Here is a 19,232-nt window from a genome sequence, read left to right as displayed (position 1 = left end):
GCCGGGCAAGATGCCGGGCCATTGTCGTGTTTCGGGGCGCGCCAAACAACTCAAGCGACGCCAAGATGGCCTGTGCTATAAACCACGGATATCCGATCCTCAAGACCAGCAACCGGGCCGATCGCCACCCAGTATGAGCGCAATCCTTGAATTGTTCCGTTCCTCCGGTGCCCTGTATGGGGGCAACGCGGCCTTCATCGAAGACCTCTACGAGCGCTATCTGCGCGACCCCGAGGCGGTGGACCGCGCCTGGCGGGTCCGCTTCGACGCGATGCGCCAGGCGGCGGCCAACGAGGCGCAGTCCTTCGCGGGTGCCGCCCGGCCAGGCGCCCGCCCGGCCCCGACCCCGATCCCGGCCGAGATCGCCCACGGCCCGGTGCGCGAGAACTTCGTACGCCTGGCCCAGGAGAGCCGCGTGCGGGCGCACCGGCCGACCACCACGCACCTGGAGCCGGCGGCCGCCGAGAAGCAGGCGGCGGTCCTGCGCCTGATCAACGCCTACCGCAGCCGCGGTCACCAGGTAGCCGACACCGACCCCATCAATCTGCGCGCGAAGCCCCGCATCCAGGACCTGGACCCAGAGTATCACCACCTGGGCGGCGAGGACCTGGATCTGGTCTTCTACACCGGCTCCCTCTGCGCCCCGGACCGCATGAAGCTGCGCGAGATCATCGCCCTGGTGCAGCGCATCTACTGCGGGCCGGTCGGCTCCGAGTACATGTATATCACCAGCACCACGGAAAAGCGCTGGATTCAGAAGCGCCTGGAGACCTACCGGGCGACCCCGGAACTGGAGACCGCCGACCGGCGCTGGATCCTCTTCCTGCTGACCGCCGCCGAGGGGATCGAGAAATACCTGCACCAGCGCTATGTCGGCCAGAAGCGCTTCTCGCTCGAAGGCGGGGAGGCCCTGATCCCGCTCCTGGACGAGTTGATCCAGCGCGCCGGGCGCAAGGGCCAAAAGGAGGTCGTGATCGGCATGGCCCACCGCGGCCGGCTCAATGTGCTGACCAACATCTTCGGCAAGCCGCCCCAGGCCATGTTCGACGAGTTCGAGGGGCGGATGCCGATGGACGCGCACAAGATGGCGGGCGACGTGAAATATCACCTGGGCTTCTCCACCGACGTGGACACCCCCGGCGGGGCCGTGCACCTGGCGCTCGGCTTCAACCCCTCGCACCTGGAGATCATCAACCCGGTGATCGAGGGCTCGGTGCGCGCCCGCCAACGCCGCCGCCATGACCAGACCGGCGACCAGGTGTTGCCGGTGCTGATCCACGGCGACGCCGCCTTCGCCGGCCAGGGCGTGGTGATGGAGACCCTGCAACTGTCCCAGACTCGCAGTTACTCCACCGGCGGGACCGTGCACATCATCATCAACAACCAGATCGGCTTCACCACCAGCCACCCGCTGGACGCCCGCTCCAGCCCCTACTGCACGGATATCGCCAAGCTGGTGCAGGCCCCGGTCTTCCATGTCAACGGGGACGACCCGGAGGCAGTGATCTTCGTCACCCGCATGGCGCTCGACTACCGCAACGAGTTCCACAAGGACATCGTCATCGACCTGCTCTGCTACCGCCGCCTGGGTCACAACGAGGCCGACGAACCGGCCGTGACCCAGCCCATGATGTACCGCAAGATCGCCGCCCGCCCCACCGCCCGGGCCCTCTATGCGGAGCGACTCGCCGCCGCCTCCGTGATGTCCCGGGAGGAGTCCGCGGCCCTGGTGGAGGACTATCGTCGCTCCATCGAGCAGGGCGTGGTGGTGGCCCGGCCGGTGCTGTGCGGCCTCGACAATGCCTATCGGGTCAACTGGTCGGACTGCCAGAGCGAGGACTGGGACCAGGCCATCGACACCGGGGTGCCGCTGCCCAAGCTCCAGGCCCTGGCGCAGGTGATGCTGCGGGTGCCGCCGGGCTTCGAGTTGCACCCGCGGGTGGCGAAGCTGTGGGAGGAGCGCGCCAAGATGGCCGCCGGGGAGCAACGGCTCAACTGGGGCATGGCCGAGAACCTGGCCTACGCCACCCTGCTCGACGCCGGGACGCCGGTGCGCCTGTCCGGTCAGGACTGCGGGCGCGGGACCTTCGTGCATCGCCACGCCAAGGTCCACGACCAGGCGAGCGGCGAGTCCTACACCCCGCTCCAGCACATCGGACCCCACCAGGGCGCTTTCATCGCCATCGATTCCATCCTCTCCGAGGAGGCGGTGCTGGGCTTCGAGTACGGCTTCGCCACCGCCGAGCCCCACGGACTCACCCTGTGGGAGGCCCAGTTCGGCGACTTCGCCAACGGCGCCCAAGTAGTCATCGACCAGTTCATCACCTCCGCCGGGACCAAGTGGGGGCTCGCCTGCGGCCTGACCATGCTGCTGCCCCACGGCCTGGAGGGGCAGGGGGCGGAGCACTCATCCGCCCGGCTGGAGCGCTATCTCCAACTCTGCGCGGAACACAACATCCAGGTCTGCGTCCCCACCACCCCGGCCCAGATGTTCCACCTGCTGCGCCGCCAGATGGTCCGTGACTACCGCAAGCCGCTGATCGTCATGACACCCAAGAGCCTGCTGCGGCATCGCCTGGCAGTTTCCGGCCTGGACGAACTCGTCACCGGCCAGTTCCGGACCCTGATCCCGGAAACCGAGGCCATCGACCCGGCCGGGGTGACGCGGGTGATCTTCTGCGCCGGCAAGGTCTACTATGACCTCCTGGAGGCGCGGCGCGCGCGGGCCTTAACCCACTGCGCCCTGATCCGCATCGAACAACTCTATCCCTTCCCCAAGGAGCAGTTCACCGCCGCCCTGGCCACCTATCCGGTCGCCGCCGAAACCGTCTGGTGCCAGGAGGAGGCCAAGAACCAGGGCGCCTGGGACCAACTCAAACACCGTCTCCATGAACTGCTGCCGGAGGGGCGCTGGCCCCGGTATGTGGGTCGCCCCGCCTCCGCCGCGCCCGCCGTGGGCCACCACGCCGCCCATGAACAGCAGTTCGACCGCCTGATCGACGAGGCCTTGGCCGGCCTTCCAACCCGAGCTTGAAGCGCAGGATCCCCCACCAAATGAGTAGTGAAGTCAGAGTCCCCGCCCTCCCCGAGTCCGTCGCCGACGCCACCGTCCTGGCCTGGCACAAGGAACCGGGGCAGGCGGTCAAGAAAAACGAGAACCTGGTCGACCTGGAGACCGACAAGGTGGTGCTGGAGGTCCCGGCCCCGGCCGACGGCGTGCTCGGCCCCATCGCGGCTCCGGTCGGCACCCTGGTCACCGCCGCCACCGTGCTGGCGGTCATCGAGACCGATGCCGCCGCGGTCGCCGCGGTCGCCGCCGCGACTGCCATCGCGCCCGCCGCGCCGACACCCACGGCGACCGGCGGCGAGGTCGGCGCCGCCCCCAAGGCCGACGACGTGCTGGCCCCCGCCGCCCGCCGCCTGGTCAAGGAGATGAACCTGGACCCGGCCCAGATCGCCGGCAGCGGCCGGGACGGTCGGGTCCAGAAGGCCGACGTCGTCGCCTTCCTGGACGACCGTGACCAGGCCGTGCCGGAGCGCGACCCCGACACCGTCCCGACCCCCGCCCTCAGCGCCCCGGGCCTGAGCGGCGAGGCCGGCCGCCCCGAGCAGCGCGTGCCCATGACCCGGCTGCGCGCACGGGTGGCCGAGCGGCTGCTCCAGGCGCAAGCCAACGCCGCCATGCTCACCACCTTCAACGAGGTGAACCTGACGTCCGTCATCGAACTGCGCAACCGCTACAAGGACCAGTTCGAGAAGGCCCACGGGGTGCGCTTGGGCTTCATGTCCTTCTTCGTCAAGGCCGCCGTCGAGGCCCTGCAGCGCTTCCCGGTCCTCAACGCCTCGGTCGACGGCAACGACATCCTCTACCACGGCTACTACGACATCGGCATCGCCGTGTCCTCCCCGCGCGGCCTGGTGGTGCCGATCCTGCGCAACTGCGACCAGCTCAGCATGGCCGACATCGAGCAGGGCATCACCGACTTCGGGCGCAAGGCCAAGGACGGGTCATTGAGCTTCGAGGACCTGACCGGCGGCACCTTCTCCATCACCAACGGCGGCATCTTCGGTTCACTGCTGTCCACCCCTATCCTCAACCCGCCCCAGAGTGCCATCCTGGGGATGCACAAGACCCAGGAGCGGCCGATCGCCGAGAAGGGGCAGGTCGTCATCGCGCCCATGATGTATCTGGCGCTCACCTACGATCATCGCATCATCGACGGGCGTGATGCGGTGCAGTTTCTGGTGACCATCAAGGAATCACTGGAGGAGCCGGCGCGGTTGTTGCTGCGGGTCTAGGCGGAACCAGCCGCGCAGGGATGCGCGGCCTCTTTCCTGGAGTCCAAGGCTTCAGCCTTGGCGGACGCAGCCAGAGACCAGGGCCGAGGGGACGCATCGGGTTATACGCCAGCCCCGCACGGGTCGGCGCTCTATCGAAGACCTTGCCGTCCCCCAAGTTGGCCGCATGCACTCAAGCCGGCGGCTTGGCCCCGGACGAACTGCCGCAACTACCGGGGTTCTCGCCTGAGGTTCGCCTCTCCCGCAAAATAGGCATAACTCTCGGCATTGCGAACCGCCAAGTACTCGGTCAGCTGATTAAACCGCAACTCGGCGCGATAGCCATGGTCACCGATTCTATCGGGGCTATACAGCTGACTATTACCCACATCTCGGCTGGCCGGCGCGCGGCGCCGGTGCTGGACACAGAGCAGCAAAGCTGGTGAAATTCGTTCCCATCGCGAGCGATGGGGCAAAGGTAGATGACCGAGGCACGTGTTGGCAAGCTGTGCGGACGGCCGCTGAGTGCGGCGGACCTGGAGACGATTCGGCGGGCCATCGACGCCGCCGCCCCGCCGTTGCGCGCCGAGGTGGCGCGACGGGTCTGTGCGGCGCTGGGGTGGCATGACACCCTGGGCCGCCCGAAGCTGATGAGTTGCCGGGTGGGACTGCTGCGCCTGCACCGTGCGGGGCTGATCGAACTGCCGGCGGCGCGCAACGGCAACGGTAACGGTCGCGGCCTGGTGAAGCAACCGAGTGCCTGGCCGAGCGAGCAGCCGCTGGCGGGATCGGTCGGGCAACTGAGCGGTCTGCGCCTGGCGCCGGTCGCCGATCGGAGCGCCTCGCGGCTGTGGAACGGGCTGATCGAGCGCTGGCACTACCTGGGCTACACGCCGCTGCCCGGTGCGCAACTGCGCTATCTGATCCAGTCGGATCACGGGCTCTTGGGTGCGCTCGGCTTCGGGGCGGCGGCCTGGAAGGTCGCGGCGCGCGACCGCTGGATCGGCTGGGAGCGCCCCGCCCGTGAGGCCCATCTGGGACGCGTGCTCAACAACGCCCGCTTTCTCATCCTGCCCTGGGTGCAGGTGAAGAACCTCGCCTCCAAGGTCTTGGCACTGGCCGCCGCGCGGGTCGGCGAGGACTTCGCCGCGCGCTATGGCGAGCGCCCGGTCCTGTTGGAGACCTTTGTGGAGACGCCCCGGTTTCGTGGTACCTGCTACCGCGCGGCCAACTGGCGCTATCTTGGCGAGACCGCGGGGCGCGGCAAATGCGACCGCACCCACCAGGCGGCGCTGCCGCGCAAGGCGCTCTATGTCTATCCGCTGGCGGCGGATTTCCGCGCCCTGCTGGGGGTCGCATGAGCGCCCTGGCCGCCGAGCTCGACGGCATCGACTTGGGCGATCAACGTCTGAACCGGCGCGCGCGCCGGGTGTTGGCCAAGCTCGGGGAGAAACCCACGGTGAGCATTCCCGCCGCCTGCGGTGGCTGGCGCGAAACCCGCGCGGCCTATCGCCTGTTCGACCATGATGCGGTCACCGCCGAGGCCGTACTCGCCCCGCACATCGCCTGCACCGTCGCGCGGATGGGCGCGCACCCGCGGGTGCTATGTATCGAGGACACCAGCGAGCTCGACTATACCGGCAGACCTTCCATGCAGGGCCTGGGGCCGCTCAACCTGGAGACCCGCCAGGGCCTGTATCTGCATCCGACGTTGGCGGTGACTCCCGAGCGGCTGTGCCTCGGGCTGCTCAATGTCCACCGGTGGGTCCGTGAGCCCGGCAGCCTGGGGCAGGACAAAGATCCCAAGCGCGCCCTGGAAGAGAAGGAAAGTGTGCGCTGGGTGGACGGTTACCGGCAGATCGACGAACTGGCCGAGCAACTTCCGAACACCCGCCTGACCTATGTGGCCGACCGTGAGGCCGACATCTATGACCTGTTTGTCGAGGCCCCCTGTCCCGACACCGCCGCCGACTGGCTGGTCCGCGGCCAGCACGACCGGGTACTGGCCGATGGCAAGACCCTGCGTCAACAGGTGGCCGAAGCGCCGGTGCTGGCCGCAACCACCTTCGAGCGACCCGCCAGCCATGGGTGCACGGCCCGCACGGTCCATCAAGAACTGCGGGCTGTGCGGATCACGCTCCCGGCCCCGCGCCGCCCCGATCGCACCCTGCCCGCGGTGGAAATCACCGCGCTCCTGGCCAGCGAGCCGGCGCCGCCGACGGGCGAGGAGCCGGTGGTGTGGCTGTTGCTCACCAACCTGCCCGTGGATACCCCCGCGCAGGCCCTGGAGAAGCTGCAATGGTACCTGTGCCGGTGGCAAATCGAGGTCTATTTCCGCATCCTGAAGAGCGGCTGCCGGATCGAGAAGCTGCAACTGGAAAAACGCGAACGTCTGGAACCGGCGCTCGCCTGCTACATGATCGTCGCCTGGCGAGTACTGTTCCTCACGATGCTCGGACGTGAATGCCCCGACATGCCTTGCGACGTGGTCTTCGAGACCGCCGAGTGGCACGCCGTCTACATCGTCACCGAGCGCAAGCCCCCGCCCGACACCCCACCCACGCTGGATCGAATGGTGCGCATGATCGCCGGCCTCGGCGGCTTCCTCAACCGCAAGTCCGACGGTTTCCCCGGCCCGCAAACCCTCTGGATCGGACTCCAGCGCGCGGCCGACTTCGTGCTGGCGATGGAGGCCCAGCGCGGCGTCGGGGATGGGAGATATGGTTAATAGTCAGGCTATACAGGTCGGGACCGACAAAATGCGCCAGCTCATGCACCAGCGTCGTCGCATACATTTCTTGCGAGCGACCCCCGAAATTATTGGTCGCAATGAAAATCGTGTCCTCACGAAGATTAGGCCCTTGATAGTTATCTTCTTTTGACATCCGCGGCAACCCCGTCCGCTCGTTACGCCGGCTCCATCCGCCATAAAATGTGTAAGCAAAAAGCTTGCCTCCTGCGACATTGTTTACAGTCGGGTCAGGCCAGAGACAACCGCCGCCACCAAAACTCATTCCGCCAATTGCAGAACGATGCCCGATCGCCATCTCCATCGTGCTGAAGATTCTATAAATCCGCCTGATGATATCCCGGGCATGAGCTCTCGGCTCATCCTTGAGGTGAAAATATTTCTTCACCAAATCGAGCTGCGGCTGTGACCAATCGCTGGTTATCGTCAGGTTCCCAGCCAGCAGGTCTTGGGCAGCGTTCAATGTTCTTTTCGCCGACAATACCCAATTGTAGGCCTCCGCCACCCGGTCATGCATCAGCATCAGTACATAAGGATTGCTGTCCAGATCGCTGCCGCCGGGATTTGCGCTGAGACGCCCTTGGCCCCCTTGCCCGGGCGCTTCCAGGACGCCGCCACCCGACTGAAACTCCTGCAGCTTCAGAATGGTCTGCTGCCCCGGGTCGACCCGCCCATCGGCACCCTTCCAGCCAAAGTGCTTGAGTTGAAAATCCTGAATTGCCTTTTTCGTCTTGCTGCCGCAAATGCCGTCAAGCACCAGCGGTGTCAGTGGGCCGCCACTGGTCGTTGGGACCTGGTTAACCGCCTTCTGAATTGTTGTTACATCCTCCGGGCGATTGACGCCACTTACTCCAACAGACGCAGAAATGGAGAGACCACCGCCACCGGCGGAGACATCTTCAAATATTGTATCTCTACACTTGCCGTCTATGTAATGAACAAGGAATGATTTTGACATTGGCGGGACCCCGGTACAGAACCGCAGATAATCTGATCGGCGATGGCGTTGTCGCTATTGGCCACGGGAGAATTCTTGCGACCATGGCGCGGCAGTCCCGCCAGACGCATAAGCAAGGAAGGCGGAACCCACTTAACATATAGACCATAGCGGTCCCGCCCGCAAGGCCACTCAAGGCGCGCTGAGTGACTGCGCGGCATCACCGGGGCGCAGTTCCCAGGTCCCGGGTAGCCTGCCGCCGCCGATACACCGAGCGGGTGCCACCAGATAGGCGCCCGCAACGGGTTTGTTGCCGGGACGACGACCCGCGGCGCCTTGCCAAAGCGTCGAAAACCGTCGATGGCAGCGGCGGCCAGCGAAAGGGCGGCACCCTAGTACTGCGCCGCGCAAGTCGTCAGACCATTGGCGTAGGGTGCGCCGTGCGCACCTTCCAAGGTTTCGGTTGAACGAAACGTCCTGCGCCTGGGCGAGCGCCCCGGTGCGCGCGGCGCACCCTACCGGTACACGCTTTTACCAAAGGCCCGAGCATTGCCATCCGGGCGTACTTGGCGGTTATACGTCAATGTCGTATGCTAAACGTCATGCACGCCGTCATCGAGACGCCAATCTTCACAGCGGACGCGCACGACCTGTGGTCAGAAGATGAACGCGGAGCATTCTGCGCCTGGATCGCAGACTACCCGCTCGCTGGAGCGGTGGTCCCCGGGTCTGGGGGCTGCCGCAAGGTGCGCTGGGCGCGCGCCGGTCTGGGCAAACGCGGCGAGGTGCGGGTGATTTATTTCAACCGGCTGAACCACGGCGTAATTTACCTGTTGGTAATCTACGCCAAAGCAGTGCGCGGCAACATCCCGGCGCACCTGCTCAAGGCCATTGCGGAGACACTGGAAAATGACTAGCAAGCGATGACGGGCGAGGAATTGGGGGAAAAGCTGCTGGCGTCCGTCCGCCAGATGAAGGCTGGCCTGGGCACCGTGGTGTACTCGCCGGCCTGCACCGCACGCCGGACTGTCGGCCTGTCGCAATCCCAATTTGCCTCCTTGCTGGGGGTTTCAGTGCGCACCCTCCAAGAGTGGGAACAGGGTCGGCGCCAACCCAGCGGGGCCGCCAAGACCTTGTTCAAGGTGGCTGAGCGCCACCCGGAGGTCCTGCGGGAGTTGGTCGGGTGATGCGGCGCCAGCGTCTTATGCACGATGCCTCCTACAAGCTCCCGATCTCCCATCGCAAGATGGTCGCCGACCTGACCCGCGCCTTCGTGCACGGTCGACCGCGCCATGGCCGTGCGGCTCCTGACCTACATCGGTCTGCTCTACGAGGACCTGCTCAAGTCCGGCGAAATCGGCCCCGGCGATCCACTGCCGCCCGTGTTGCCCGTGGTTATCTACAACGGTTCCGATCCCTGGACCGCCAAGACCGACCTGGCGGATATGCTCGACCCCAGCCTGCCCCCGCAACTGGTGCGCTGGCAGCCCCAGATGCGCTATCTTCTGCTGGAAGAGCGCCGCTACCGCGAGGCCGACTTGGCGCGTCTGCCCAATGCCGCCGCCGCCCTGTTCCGGCTGGAGAACGCCCGCGCCCCCGAGAATATCCAACGGGTCGTCGGTTGTCTGGTCGAATGGCTGGCCGGACCAGAGAACGACGGCTTACGCCGCGCCTTCGTCGTCTGGCTCAAGCGCGTGCTGCTCCCGGCCCGGCTGCCCGGGATTGAGATCCCGAACCTTAATGAATTGCAGGAGATCAACGACATGCTAGCCGAGCGAGTCATGACCTGGACCGAGCAATGGATGGCGCAAGGCGTGCAGAAAGGGGAGACCAAATTCTTACGTCGGATGCTGAACCGCCGCTTCGGTCCGCTCCCCGCGTGGGTCGAGCAACGCCTGGAGCAAGCCGACGAGGCCGAGCTTGAGGCTTGGGCGGATCGGGTGCTGGAGTGCGGGAGCTTGGAGGAAGTATTTGGCGGCGTGGCTTGAGCGAGCGATGGAACTGGGGGAGGACCGTCGGGCGGCTTTTGGTGGTACGTTCCCTGTTTCTCTCGGGTTAAGTCCGACAGACTGCTAGACTGCCGCCCAGACAGATCGGACCCCGAGCCGCCGATGACCGACCGCAACCAGGCCGCAGCATCCAGCGACCACGACAGCCCCTGGAAGGAGGCGCTGGAGCGCTATTTCCCCGACTTCCTGGCGCTCTTGTTCCCGCACATCCATGCCGAGATCGACTGGACGCGCGGGCATAGCTTTCTGGACAAGGAGCTGCAGCGCATCGTGCGCGATGCCGAGACCGGCCGGCGCTACGCGGACAAGCTGGTCGCGGTCGCGCGCCGCGACGGCAGTCCCGCTTGGGTCCTGGTGCATGTGGAGGTGCAGGGCGAGCCGGAGGCGGCGCAACGCCCAGCGCATGTTCGTCTACAACCATCGGCTTGATCCGGCTGATGTATGATCGCGGCTACGACCGCGGCACGGTCCTGGAGCTGTTTCGGGTCATCGACTGGATGATCCGGCTACCCGCGGAGGCCGAGGCCGCCTTTCGCAAAGACCTCTACGACTTTGAGACGAGCAAGCAGATGCCCTATATCACGACTGTCGAACGTGCGGGAATCAAGAAGGGCCTTCGGCGGGGGCTCCAGCGGGGGCGCCAGCAGGGGGTTCAGCAGGGGGTCCGGCAAGGCGAGGCCGCATTGCTCCTGTGGCTGATCGAGAAAAGGTTCGGCGCGGACGTCGCGCAGCGCTGTCGCGGCCGGGTGGAGACCTCCGGCAGCGACGACCTGCGGATCTGGTCGGAGCGCATCCTGACGGCGGACAGCATTGCGCAGGTGCTCGACTGAGCGAGCAAGTGGTCTGAGAGGTTGTGAAAGAAGATAATGGACCAGGCGCGATTAAATTCTCTTTCGCCCTCAAGAATTAATTGAGCCTGGCCCGAATGGCACTGACTTAGTCACAAGCATCGCATAAACAATCGGTTACGATGTGATAAAGAGAGCGAAAAACCGTTGCGGACCAGGCAGGAACCAGGAAGCAGCCCTGAAAATGCCATTTCCACTCAAGCGACTGCTTGTCGATTCGCCTGTAAGTCGCTGATTTGTCGATGCCGCAGCTTAAGTCAGTGCCATTCGAGCCTGGCCCCTTATCCGCCCTTGTCCGCCTTATCCGGCCCCTTATCCCACGAATTAGTTACATTGTCCCCGGAACTCACCCAAACGAACACCATCAACGACCAGGAGAACGACGGTGACATTTTTTGCGAAATCCCTGCTAATTATTGCAATGTCGGCGCTTCTGGTTTGCACTTTGCCAAGTATAGCGTCCAGCGCGCCAGAAGAGGAACTCGTCTTGGAAGCAGATTTCGACGGTAATCTTCCACGGATCGAGATAGTATTCGTTGCGGAGGCCGATGTAGTCGCGAAATTCGAGACTGACAGCGGCATCACGCCGTTGATGCTAGCGGCGCAAGAAGGCAACCGAGAAGCGGTGAACAAGCTGCTGGCTGCGAAGGCCGAGGTGAATGCAAAGACTTACGACGGCGTGACGGCACTAATGCTAGCGTCGAAGAATGGACACCTCGAGGCGGTAATAGAGCTAATCGCCGCCAAGGCTGAGGTGAACGCCAAGACGGACCAAGGTGTCACCGCGGTGATGCTAGCGGCGCAGAATGGCCACCTGGCGACGCTAAAGGCGCTACTCACAGCGAAGGCTGAGGCGAACGCCAAGACAGACAACGAGATCACTGCTCTGATGCTCGCAGCGCAGAATGGCCAACTGGAGACAGTACAAGCACTGCTCGCCGCGAAGGCCGACGTCAACGCTAGGATGGCGAATGACGATGGGACAGCGCTAATGCTGTCGGCGCAGAATGGCCGTCTAGAAGTCGTACAGGCTCTGCTCAACGCGAGAGCCGGAGTTGAAATGACGACGCCCGCTGGCGTCACGGCGTTGCTGCTGGCGGCGGAGAGTGGCAACGCCGCTGCGGTGAAAGCGCTACTCGCCGCGAAGGCTGCGGTGAACACCAAGATGGACGACGGTATCACCCCACTGATGCTGGCGGCGCAGAATGGTTACTTGGAGACGGTGCAAACATTGCTCTCCGCGAAGGCTGCGGTGAACGCCAAAACGGACGACGGCATCACCGCACTGATGTTGGCTGTGGGCAACGGCCATCTGGAGACGGTGCGTACGCTACTCGCCGCGAAGGCCGATGTGAACGCTGAGGCCAATAACGGATTAACAGCGTTGATGTTGGCGGCGCAAAATGACCTCCTCGAAGCAGTTCGTTCGCTACTCGCCGCGAAAGCCGCGGTGAACGTCCAGACGACGCTTGGCTTCACAGCGTTGATGGTGGCGGCGCAGAAAGGCAACCTGAATACGATACGGGCACTGCTTGCCGCAAAGGCTCTGGTGAACGTCCAAACGACTAATGGCGTCGCAGCGTTAATGCTGGCTTCCCACGAAGGCCACCTGGAGACGGTATGGGAGCTGCTCGCGGCACAGGCCGACGTGAATACCAGCGCCAATAATGGCGCGACAGCTCTAATGTTGGCGGCTCAGAAAGGCCACCTAGCGGTGGTAAAGGCGCTGATCGCCGCGAAGGCCGAAGTGAACGCACACGCCAAGAATGGCGGAACAGCGTTGATGATGGCTTCGCAGGAAGGCAGCTTGGATGCGGTATCGGCACTGCTCGCTGCGAGGGCCGAAGTAAACGCGCGTACCAATAATGGTGGAACAGCATTGATGATGGCCGCCCAGAATCGCCACGTGGGAGTCGTGCATGCGCTAATCACCGCGGCCGCCGATGTAAACGCGACGATGGTCAACGAGACGATGGGGGGCGTCACATCATTGATGTTTGCTGCTAAAAGCGGTCACCTGGAAACAGTTCAGGCGCTGCTGGCCGCGCAAGCTGACGTGAACGCCAAGGCGAACAGTGGTGCAACGGCTCTGATGCTGGCGGCGGAAAGTGGCAACGCGGACGCGCTACGGGCGCTGCTCGCCGCGCAAGCTGCGGTGAACGCAAAGGCCAATAATGGTGCAACGGCGCTAATGCTGGCAGCGGAAAATGGCCACCCGGAGGCGGCACATGCCCTGCTCGCCGCAGATGCTGACGTGAACGCAAGAGCCAATAATGGTGCAACGGCTCTGATGCTGGCGGCGGAAACTGGCAACGCGGACGCGCTACGGGCGCTGCTCGCCGCGCAAGCTGGGGTGAATGCAAAGGCGAATAATGGTGCAACGGCGCTAATGTTGGCAGCGGAAAATGGCCACCCGGAGGCGGTACGTGCGCTGCTCGCCGCAGATGCTGATGTGAACGCAAGAGCCAATAATGGGGCAACGGCGCTAGTACTAAACCGCGTCCAGAGCGGAACGTGTAGTTTTTGTGCTAAGGTTGAGCCCCGCACCCGGAATTTCGTCAGGCGGTGAGGCCACCTACAAAGCCAGGCGTTAAGTGTATGCTGAAATTGGATCTCGCCAAGTGGAATCAAACCCCTGAGGACCTGCGGGTTGAAGCGTTGATGGCGGCCCATGCGCGCACCCGTGAACGGTTCCTGGCCTTGTACGAACTGACCCAGCAGGGACATGGCATCACGGCAGTTGCGCGGGGCACGACGCACCATGCGCAAACGCTGATGCGTTGGGTGCACTGGTATAACGACGCCGGTCCCGAAGGGCTGGTCTTTCAACACACGGGTGGTCTCACCCCCTTTTTTTGCCAGGTGAAAGAGCAGGCGCTTGACGCGCTGCTCCGGGCGGGGCTCGCCGCCGCCGCCGCGCCCACGGTGGACAAGGACCTGGAGACCGGGCGACTGGCACCAAGCCGCGCGCTTGATCAACACACGGCGCCGCCGCGCTGGACCCTCAAGCGACTGGTGACGTGGATCGGGACGCAGTTTGGGCATCAAATCAGTCGGGAAACGCTCCGCCAGGCGCTCAAACGCCTCGGATTTTCCTGGAAAAAGGCCAAGGCGCTGCTCAACCGTGCCACGACCGCCGCGCGCGAGGCTTTCGTCGTGCAACTGCAAGCGCTGTTGGCACGCACCCTGAAGGACGAACCGCCGTTAATCGTCTATGTGGATGAAGCCCACATCCATCAAGAAGCCGATCTGGGGTATGGCTGGGCGCCGGTCGGGGAGCGTCTGTGGGTCGGCTCCCACACCCCTGGCCTGTCGGCCAAGGTGAGCTTCTACGGCCTGTATTTCTACAACCACGGCCAGGTGGCGATCTGGGATTTCCCCCGCGGCAACACCGATCACACGCTGACGGTCTTGCACCGGCTGCGTGAATGCGAGCCGACCCGCGAGATCGTCCTGAGCTGGGATGGGGCGTCTTATCACCGCGCTGGCGCCGTGGTGGCGCTGGCCGCGGAACTGGCCATCACGCTGCTGCCGCTACCCAGTTATAGCCCTGATTTCATGCCGGTCGAAGCCCTGTGGCGCTGGTTGCGCGAGGATGTCACCTATCATCACTGTCACGCCACCGCCGAGGAACTGATCACGCGCGTGCGCGACTTTGCGAAGACGATCAACCTCGAGCCGTTTGCGATCGCCGACCGGCTTTGGACCCGAACGAGCCTCGATCCGGAAGAGGAAAAACTACGCATCCCATGCTAGGCGGGGTTTAGCAGCAGCGCGTAGGTACTACGACCTGGATATCGCGCGGCTGGCGGCAGTGCGTAACGATGACCTGACAGTCGTGCAGGCGCTGCTCGCCGCAAAGGCCGACGTGAACGCGGAAACTAGTGACGGCACCACAGCGCTGATGATGGCAGAGCAGTCTGGTAGCGAAGCGATGGCGCAGTTACTGCGCCATGCCGGAACGCGTTAGCCTAGATTCGGCAGTTGCGGCGCTCCTAACAGCCCGTAAGGCGAAGAGTTTTCTGCCTTTTCGGCAACTGCGGAGCATTTCAAATCTACACCGTGCGGGTGACTAGCACGAAAAGGTGCGCACGAAAAGCTGCCAAGCTCAATTAAATCCATCGGACGCAGGCGACTTTGATTCGGCCCGAATTTAATAGAGCTAGGCCCCTTATCTCTCAACTCGCCGCTCCCAGGCCGTCAGTAGTGGAATCGCCCTTGAAGAAACTCGACGCGGTCATGCTTGACCAGGTAGGCGCAGCGGTGCTCCGCGGTGATGCGGCGCGACCAGACATCCCCGCCCAGATTGTTCAGCGGCTCCGGTTTGCCGATACCCGCGAAGGGCTCTCGTAACGCGGCCTGCACCAGCTCAAGCAGGCGCTTTGCCGTGCGGCGGTCTGTGGCGACCCAGTAGTGCAAATCCTCGATGAAACCCGGCTGAAAGACGGCGAGCCGCGGCGGCTCAGTCTTCAAGGCCCACCGTCTGAGCGAGCGCCTCGACCGACATGGGCTCGCCTGCGCCCTGGCGGGCACTGGCCAGCGCGGCGAGCAGGCGCTCGGCATTCCTCGGCGAGCGCAGCAGGTGCGCCGTCTCCGTCAGGCTCTCCAACTCGTCGGCCGCGATGATGGCGACGGCATCGCCGCTGCGGCGTCGGACCACAATCACCTCGCGGTCGTCGACCGCGCGATCCATCAGCGTCTTCAGTTGCTCGCGCGCCTGGCTGTAGGTGGTTTCGATCATGGCGAGCCCGGGGTGAATTGGACAGGAAGTCTGTCCATTATAGCGAGTTCCGGGCGCGGACACCGAACGAACCTCAGTCCGGTGTCGCGACCCGCGCCCGCAGCGCCCGCGCCTGCTCCGCCAGCCCAGCGACGGTCGCATCCTGCCATTGGTCGCCTCTCCAGCGGGTGTAATCGAATGGTTCCCGATGCATGGCTGCGATAAAGCGTTCGGCATCCACCGGGCCGAGCGCGGCGATCAGCGCCCGGACCCCGGCCAGTTTCAGCTCAGACTCGGTTTTCATCGTTATCCTCTCGCCAGTGTCGGATAAAGTCGATCGGATCCGCAACGACGATGCGATCGTCGCCTTGCATCTTGCGGATCAGCTTTAGATCAGTTGTCAACAGCCAAGTCGCGCCAGACTTGATAGCGCTCGCCACATGCAGTGCGTCCATCGCCTTAACGCCGCGTGCGGCGATGGCTTCGGCAAGGGCTTCGACCTCCGGGGTCGTGGGAACATCGACCCCCGCAAGATCGCGCCAGAGCGCGATTGCCCCGGCCCGCTCGGCGTCGGGGTTGCCGGCATTTTCCAGGTCCAGCACAGCCGACCACGCGAGTTCCAGTTGACCGTCCCGCACGCCGCGCTGCACCGCCAATTTTGCCTCCGTCTGCAACCGCACCAGCGTTTGAGTCTGCTGGTCGAAGGGCCGGTTGAAGCAGCAGATGTCGAGATAAATCAGCACGCTGTCATGCCTGCGATGGTCGAAGCGACAGACGGACAGCTTACTACAAGCGGCGAAAGGGGGCCAGTGCGGCTTGGCAATGTCGCGTAATCTAGTGGGTGCAAATCCCACCTGGGTAATCGTGAGCCGCGAGCCCAGTATCGAGCCTTGCGGCACGCACGGTAACGGGCGTGTCGATGTGTAGGCACGAAAGCAGGCGAGGTGTAAAGGTAACGGGTGGAGCCGACCTTGAAGGTGTTGAGCCCCGAAAATTTTGGTCGGAGAGTGCCGAGGGTTTTGGCCCGCTCGCAGGCAACAATCCGTATTGCGCCACGGCCAGCGATACGGGTACTCCCCGGGGTCCTAGGCCATGTCGAGCCTGACATTGAGAGTACGCGGTAACCGAGGAGATCCGAGTATCGGCTCGCCGGAGGCGGGCACCCGCGAACAAGTCTAAACAGCGAGGACGCGGGCGGCGGTGCGCGGAAGTCGGAGCTATCTATAGTAGCGTTGATTCCCGGTAATGCGGGCGGAGCGAAGGGGTAGCGGTTTGAGATAACGCAAGAGTGATACACGGCCCTACGCCGAGAGGATTCTGACCGTGACAACCAAACTTGAGCGTTTCACACTGATGGCGCTCGAAGAACCGCACACGCGGTTCACCTCCCTGATGGGGTTGCTGTTTGACCCCGCGGGACTGAGCGCGAGCTTCGGGCGACAAGACGGACGCAAGGCGCCTGGAGTCGATGGGATAAGGAAAGACGACTACGCACAGGACGTGGGGGCGCGACTGACGGACCTGTCGGCACGGATACGCCAACTGGGCTACCAGCCACTGCCAGTACGGCGCACCTACATCCCTAAGGGGGACGGGCGGTATCGCCCGCTCGGGGTGCCGAGCTTCGAGGACCGCCTGGTCCAAGATCGGCTCAGCCAAATCTTGCAGGCGATCTGGGAACCCGAGTTCTGCGACTGCTCGTATGGCTTTCGCCCGGAGCGCAGCGCGCACGATGCGCTGCGGCGGATGGCGGACGTCATCACCAACGGGCGAACGCAGTGGGTGGTTGAGGCCGATATCAAAGGCTTCTTCGACCACCTCTCGCACACCCACTTAATGCGCTTCCTGGAACATCGCATCGCCGATCCCAACTTCCTGCGGATCGTGCGGCGCTTTCTGAAGGCCGGCATCATGGAAGACGGGGCGTTTACGGCGAGTGATGCAGGCGCCCCACAGGGGGGGCTGGTCTCGCCCGTGCTGAGCAACATCTACCTGCACTATGTGCTCGACCTCTGGTTCGAGAAACGGTTTGCAGTGAACTGCGCGGGCAACGCCTACCTGATCCGCTACGCGGACGACTACGTCGCCTGTTTCGAGCAAGAAGCCGACGCTCGGGCCTTCCTCGGGGCGATGACCGAACGGCTCGCCGAGTTCGACTTGGAAATCGAGCCGACCAAGACCGCGCTGTTGCGCTTCGGTAGCCAGTGCCTGGGCGAAGCCGTTGTCAGGCCACACGGAGAACGGACCTTCAGCTTCCTCGGCTTTACCCACTACGTTGGGCGGAGTCGGCGGGGGCGTTTCGTGGTCGGGCGCAAAACCGATGCCAAACGGATGCACAAAAAGCTCAAGTTGCTGAATGAGCATCTGCGGCGTTTACGCGCGGAAGGCGGCAAGGCCATGCTGGCATTCTTTGTCCGGCATACGCGCGGTCACATTCAGTACTATGGCGTCAGCGGTAATAGCCGAGGTCTGGGGGCCTATCTTTACGCGGCCGCGGGCCTGTTGTTCAAATGGCTCAATCGGCGCAGCCAGCGTCGGTCGCTGACATGGAAGCATTTTACTGCGTACATCCGCCCCCTGTTCCCCAAAGCCAGGATTCTACATGACCTATATCCCATCCCTTGGTGGAAGACTCAAACTGGGAGCCGGATGGTGTAACACTCCAAGTCCGGTTCTGCGAGGAGCCGGGAACGAATCGTTGTATGGCAGAGATATTGTGGCACCGCCGGGAAACCAGGCGGCAACAGAGAACACCAACGTCTGTCTAACCCGCGATGAGAACCCGGCTTACTCTCCGGCTCGATTAAGTCCGGCGTCGGAAAATAATTTAATTGAGCATCTTGTCTCGCCGGAGGTGCCCCAGGTCCATGAACGGAACTGACGCCGCCGTTTAGCCCAAGGAAAGGTCAAGTCGCCGCGCGACCCCCGCCAGCGGCATGACCAGGGTGCTGTCTGGTTCGACCAGGTCGATGAACCCGTGATGTCGATAGAAGGCACAAGCCGGTGCATCCTTGGCGTCGACCAGGATCGCGAAGGCTGCAATGTCGGAACTCAAGACCCGCTTGATGGCATCGACAAGGAGTGCGGCGCCGAATCCGCGCCCGGTGAAGTCTCTGTCCACCGCCAAACGCCCCAGCCGCACGACCGGGACGGCGGGATAACGCGGCAGCTTTTTCCGCAAGTCGGGAGGCAGACTGGGGAGCGGGACCTGGCCGGCGGAAAGGGTATAGAAGCCGGCGACCCGGCCGCTGTCCTGCGCGATGGCCACATAACATGCTGTGAGGCGGCGGCGGATATCTTGGGAGACTTGGGTACGGAAATACAGATCGAGCGGCTTGGCACCGCAATCAAAGCCGCTGCGATCCTGACGACCCAGCGGCTCGATGCAGACCGGCGGCTTACTCAAGCGGACCCACCAGGTCGGCATGCCGCACGATGGCACGTTCCAGTGCCGGCGCAAGGGGCGGCGGCTCGATCAGCGCGGCGGCGAAACGCCGCTGACCTTCCGCGGAGAGTTGGATGATCTCCTCCCGCTCGATCGCCTGCATCGCCGCCTCACGGGCCGCCGCGACGACGAAGTCGGAGACCGTCTGCCCTTGAATCTCGGCCGCCCGTTTCAGTAGGGTGTGCGTTTCCGGGGTAACCCTGGCCTCCAGTCTGGCGTGTTTGATCATGGCGTCATCTCCTTTAC

The 19,232-nt window shown here is 64.0% G+C and carries 18 protein-coding genes and 2 pseudogenes; 13 read left to right on the top strand and 7 right to left on the bottom strand.

Features of this window, described 5'->3' with window-relative positions; all coding sequences use genetic code 11:
- Nucleotides 1–133: 133 nt before the first annotated feature.
- The 4 genes and pseudogenes from THSYN_RS28665 to THSYN_RS28650 form a co-directional block, all read left to right on the top strand.
- Nucleotides 134–3,054: pseudogene (locus THSYN_RS28665) on the top strand (2-oxoglutarate dehydrogenase E1 component); the annotation flags it as partial.
- Entirely contained in the window at nucleotides 3,055–4,299 is a 1,245-nt protein-coding gene (odhB, locus tag THSYN_RS28660) for a 2-oxoglutarate dehydrogenase complex dihydrolipoyllysine-residue succinyltransferase (protein ID WP_100922128.1), read from the top strand.
- A gap of 461 nt (nucleotides 4,300–4,760) precedes the next feature.
- A complete protein-coding gene (locus tag THSYN_RS28655; protein WP_100917814.1) occupies nucleotides 4,761–5,639 on the top strand; it encodes a DUF4338 domain-containing protein in 879 nt (292 codons plus the stop codon).
- Entirely contained in the window at nucleotides 5,636–7,006 is a 1,371-nt protein-coding gene (locus tag THSYN_RS28650) for an IS4 family transposase (protein WP_100917815.1), read from the top strand. Before THSYN_RS28655 ends, THSYN_RS28650 begins: the two co-directional genes overlap by 4 nt.
- Nucleotides 7,007–7,739: 733 nt before the next feature.
- Here THSYN_RS28650 and THSYN_RS36380 read toward each other — a convergent pair.
- Nucleotides 7,740–7,985: pseudogene (locus THSYN_RS36380) on the bottom strand (hypothetical protein); the annotation flags it as partial.
- Between the two features lie 581 nt (nucleotides 7,986–8,566).
- Between THSYN_RS36380 and THSYN_RS28640 the strand changes: the two are divergent.
- From THSYN_RS28640 to THSYN_RS34460, 8 genes are all read left to right on the top strand, one after another.
- Nucleotides 8,567–8,881 (top strand): transcriptional regulator, encoded by a 315-nt coding sequence (locus THSYN_RS28640; RefSeq protein WP_100922126.1) that lies wholly within the window; start codon nucleotides 8,567–8,569, stop codon nucleotides 8,879–8,881.
- 6 nt (nucleotides 8,882–8,887) lie between these two features.
- Complete coding sequence (locus THSYN_RS28635) at nucleotides 8,888–9,151, top strand: helix-turn-helix domain-containing protein (protein WP_100922125.1); 264 nt, start codon at nucleotides 8,888–8,890, stop codon at nucleotides 9,149–9,151.
- 105 nt (nucleotides 9,152–9,256) lie between these two features.
- A complete protein-coding gene (locus THSYN_RS28630) occupies nucleotides 9,257–9,952 on the top strand; it encodes an Rpn family recombination-promoting nuclease/putative transposase (protein ID WP_335582480.1) in 696 nt (231 codons plus the stop codon).
- 123 nt (nucleotides 9,953–10,075) lie between these two features.
- Nucleotides 10,076–10,402 (top strand): RpnC/YadD family protein, encoded by a 327-nt coding sequence (locus THSYN_RS36375; RefSeq protein WP_236848737.1) that lies wholly within the window; start codon nucleotides 10,076–10,078, stop codon nucleotides 10,400–10,402.
- A gap of 8 nt (nucleotides 10,403–10,410) precedes the next feature.
- On the top strand, nucleotides 10,411–10,803 hold the full coding sequence (locus tag THSYN_RS36370) for a transposase (RefSeq protein ID WP_236848736.1): 393 nt from the start codon (nucleotides 10,411–10,413) through the stop codon (nucleotides 10,801–10,803).
- 403 nt (nucleotides 10,804–11,206) lie between these two features.
- Nucleotides 11,207–13,390 carry an ankyrin repeat domain-containing protein gene (locus THSYN_RS28620; RefSeq protein ID WP_100922124.1) on the top strand — a complete coding sequence of 728 codons (2,184 nt, stop codon included), beginning with the start codon at nucleotides 11,207–11,209 and terminating at the stop codon, nucleotides 13,388–13,390.
- Between the two features lie 29 nt (nucleotides 13,391–13,419).
- Nucleotides 13,420–14,577 (top strand): IS630 family transposase, encoded by a 1,158-nt coding sequence (locus tag THSYN_RS28615; protein WP_100918548.1) that lies wholly within the window; start codon nucleotides 13,420–13,422, stop codon nucleotides 14,575–14,577.
- A 58-nt stretch (nucleotides 14,578–14,635) separates the two neighbouring features.
- Nucleotides 14,636–14,791: an ankyrin repeat domain-containing protein gene (locus tag THSYN_RS34460; RefSeq protein ID WP_172965354.1), complete on the top strand. Its 156-nt coding sequence runs from the start codon at nucleotides 14,636–14,638 to the stop codon at nucleotides 14,789–14,791.
- 230 nt (nucleotides 14,792–15,021) lie between these two features.
- On the opposite strand, the gene THSYN_RS36365 is transcribed toward THSYN_RS34460, so the two are convergent.
- The 4 genes from THSYN_RS36365 to THSYN_RS34455 all read right to left on the bottom strand — a co-directional run bounded on the left by THSYN_RS36365 (nucleotide 15,022) and on the right by THSYN_RS34455 (nucleotide 16,284).
- Nucleotides 15,022–15,294 carry a Txe/YoeB family addiction module toxin gene (locus tag THSYN_RS36365; RefSeq protein WP_257791210.1) on the bottom strand — a complete coding sequence of 91 codons (273 nt, stop codon included), beginning with the start codon at nucleotides 15,292–15,294 and terminating at the stop codon, nucleotides 15,022–15,024.
- On the bottom strand, nucleotides 15,284–15,562 hold the full coding sequence (locus tag THSYN_RS28605; protein WP_100922122.1) for a type II toxin-antitoxin system Phd/YefM family antitoxin: 279 nt from the start codon (nucleotides 15,560–15,562) through the stop codon (nucleotides 15,284–15,286). The genes THSYN_RS36365 and THSYN_RS28605 overlap by 11 nt, the downstream gene beginning before the upstream one ends.
- Nucleotides 15,563–15,635: 73 nt before the next feature.
- Nucleotides 15,636–15,845 carry a hypothetical protein gene (locus THSYN_RS28600; RefSeq protein ID WP_100922121.1) on the bottom strand — a complete coding sequence of 70 codons (210 nt, stop codon included), beginning with the start codon at nucleotides 15,843–15,845 and terminating at the stop codon, nucleotides 15,636–15,638.
- Complete coding sequence (locus tag THSYN_RS34455) at nucleotides 15,829–16,284, bottom strand: PIN domain-containing protein (RefSeq protein ID WP_157817993.1); 456 nt, start codon at nucleotides 16,282–16,284, stop codon at nucleotides 15,829–15,831. Before THSYN_RS34455 ends, THSYN_RS28600 begins: the two co-directional genes overlap by 17 nt.
- 580 nt (nucleotides 16,285–16,864) lie before the next feature.
- Here THSYN_RS34455 and ltrA point away from each other — a divergent pair.
- The gene (ltrA, locus tag THSYN_RS28590) at nucleotides 16,865–18,199 is read left to right on the top strand and encodes a group II intron reverse transcriptase/maturase (protein ID WP_100922120.1); all 1,335 of its coding nucleotides are present in this window, start codon (nucleotides 16,865–16,867) and stop codon (nucleotides 18,197–18,199) included.
- 232 nt (nucleotides 18,200–18,431) lie between these two features.
- Here the strand turns inward: ltrA and THSYN_RS28585 are convergent, their stop codons facing one another.
- The gene (locus tag THSYN_RS28585) at nucleotides 18,432–18,947 is read right to left on the bottom strand and encodes a GNAT family N-acetyltransferase (RefSeq protein ID WP_236848735.1); all 516 of its coding nucleotides are present in this window, start codon (nucleotides 18,945–18,947) and stop codon (nucleotides 18,432–18,434) included.
- Nucleotides 18,940–19,215 (bottom strand): type II toxin-antitoxin system TacA family antitoxin, encoded by a 276-nt coding sequence (locus THSYN_RS28580; protein WP_100922118.1) that lies wholly within the window; start codon nucleotides 19,213–19,215, stop codon nucleotides 18,940–18,942. Before THSYN_RS28580 ends, THSYN_RS28585 begins: the two co-directional genes overlap by 8 nt.
- Nucleotides 19,216–19,232 lie beyond the last annotated feature (17 nt).

Source organism: Candidatus Thiodictyon syntrophicum, assembly GCF_002813775.1.
Classification (GTDB): domain Bacteria; phylum Pseudomonadota; class Gammaproteobacteria; order Chromatiales; family Chromatiaceae; genus Thiodictyon; species Thiodictyon syntrophicum.
Note: the sequence above shows the minus strand (reverse complement) of the source record. Positions and strands in the feature narration are given on the sequence as shown.

What these genes read in the sequence shown, in the direction of transcription:
- odhB (WP_100922128.1), top strand. Translation starts at nt 3,055, where the DNA reads ATGAGTAGTGAAGTCAGAGTCCCCGCCCTCCCCGAGTCCGTCGCCGAC.
- THSYN_RS28640 (WP_100922126.1), top strand. Translation starts at nt 8,567, where the DNA reads ATGCACGCCGTCATCGAGACGCCAATCTTCACAGCGGACGCGCACGAC.
- THSYN_RS28605 (WP_100922122.1), bottom strand. Translation starts at nt 15,562, where the DNA reads ATGATCGAAACCACCTACAGCCAGGCGCGCGAGCAACTGAAGACGCTG.
- THSYN_RS28580 (WP_100922118.1), bottom strand. Translation starts at nt 19,215, where the DNA reads ATGATCAAACACGCCAGACTGGAGGCCAGGGTTACCCCGGAAACGCAC.
- THSYN_RS28655 (WP_100917814.1), top strand. Translation starts at nt 4,761, where the DNA reads ATGACCGAGGCACGTGTTGGCAAGCTGTGCGGACGGCCGCTGAGTGCG.
- THSYN_RS28615 (WP_100918548.1), top strand. Translation starts at nt 13,420, where the DNA reads ATGCTGAAATTGGATCTCGCCAAGTGGAATCAAACCCCTGAGGACCTG.
- THSYN_RS28600 (WP_100922121.1), bottom strand. Translation starts at nt 15,845, where the DNA reads ATGAAAACCGAGTCTGAGCTGAAACTGGCCGGGGTCCGGGCGCTGATC.
- THSYN_RS36370 (WP_236848736.1), top strand. Translation starts at nt 10,411, where the DNA reads ATGTATGATCGCGGCTACGACCGCGGCACGGTCCTGGAGCTGTTTCGG.
- THSYN_RS28650 (WP_100917815.1), top strand. Translation starts at nt 5,636, where the DNA reads ATGAGCGCCCTGGCCGCCGAGCTCGACGGCATCGACTTGGGCGATCAA.
- THSYN_RS28630 (WP_335582480.1), top strand. Translation starts at nt 9,257, where the DNA reads ATGGCCGTGCGGCTCCTGACCTACATCGGTCTGCTCTACGAGGACCTG.
- THSYN_RS36375 (WP_236848737.1), top strand. Translation starts at nt 10,076, where the DNA reads ATGACCGACCGCAACCAGGCCGCAGCATCCAGCGACCACGACAGCCCC.
- THSYN_RS28635 (WP_100922125.1), top strand. Translation starts at nt 8,888, where the DNA reads ATGACGGGCGAGGAATTGGGGGAAAAGCTGCTGGCGTCCGTCCGCCAG.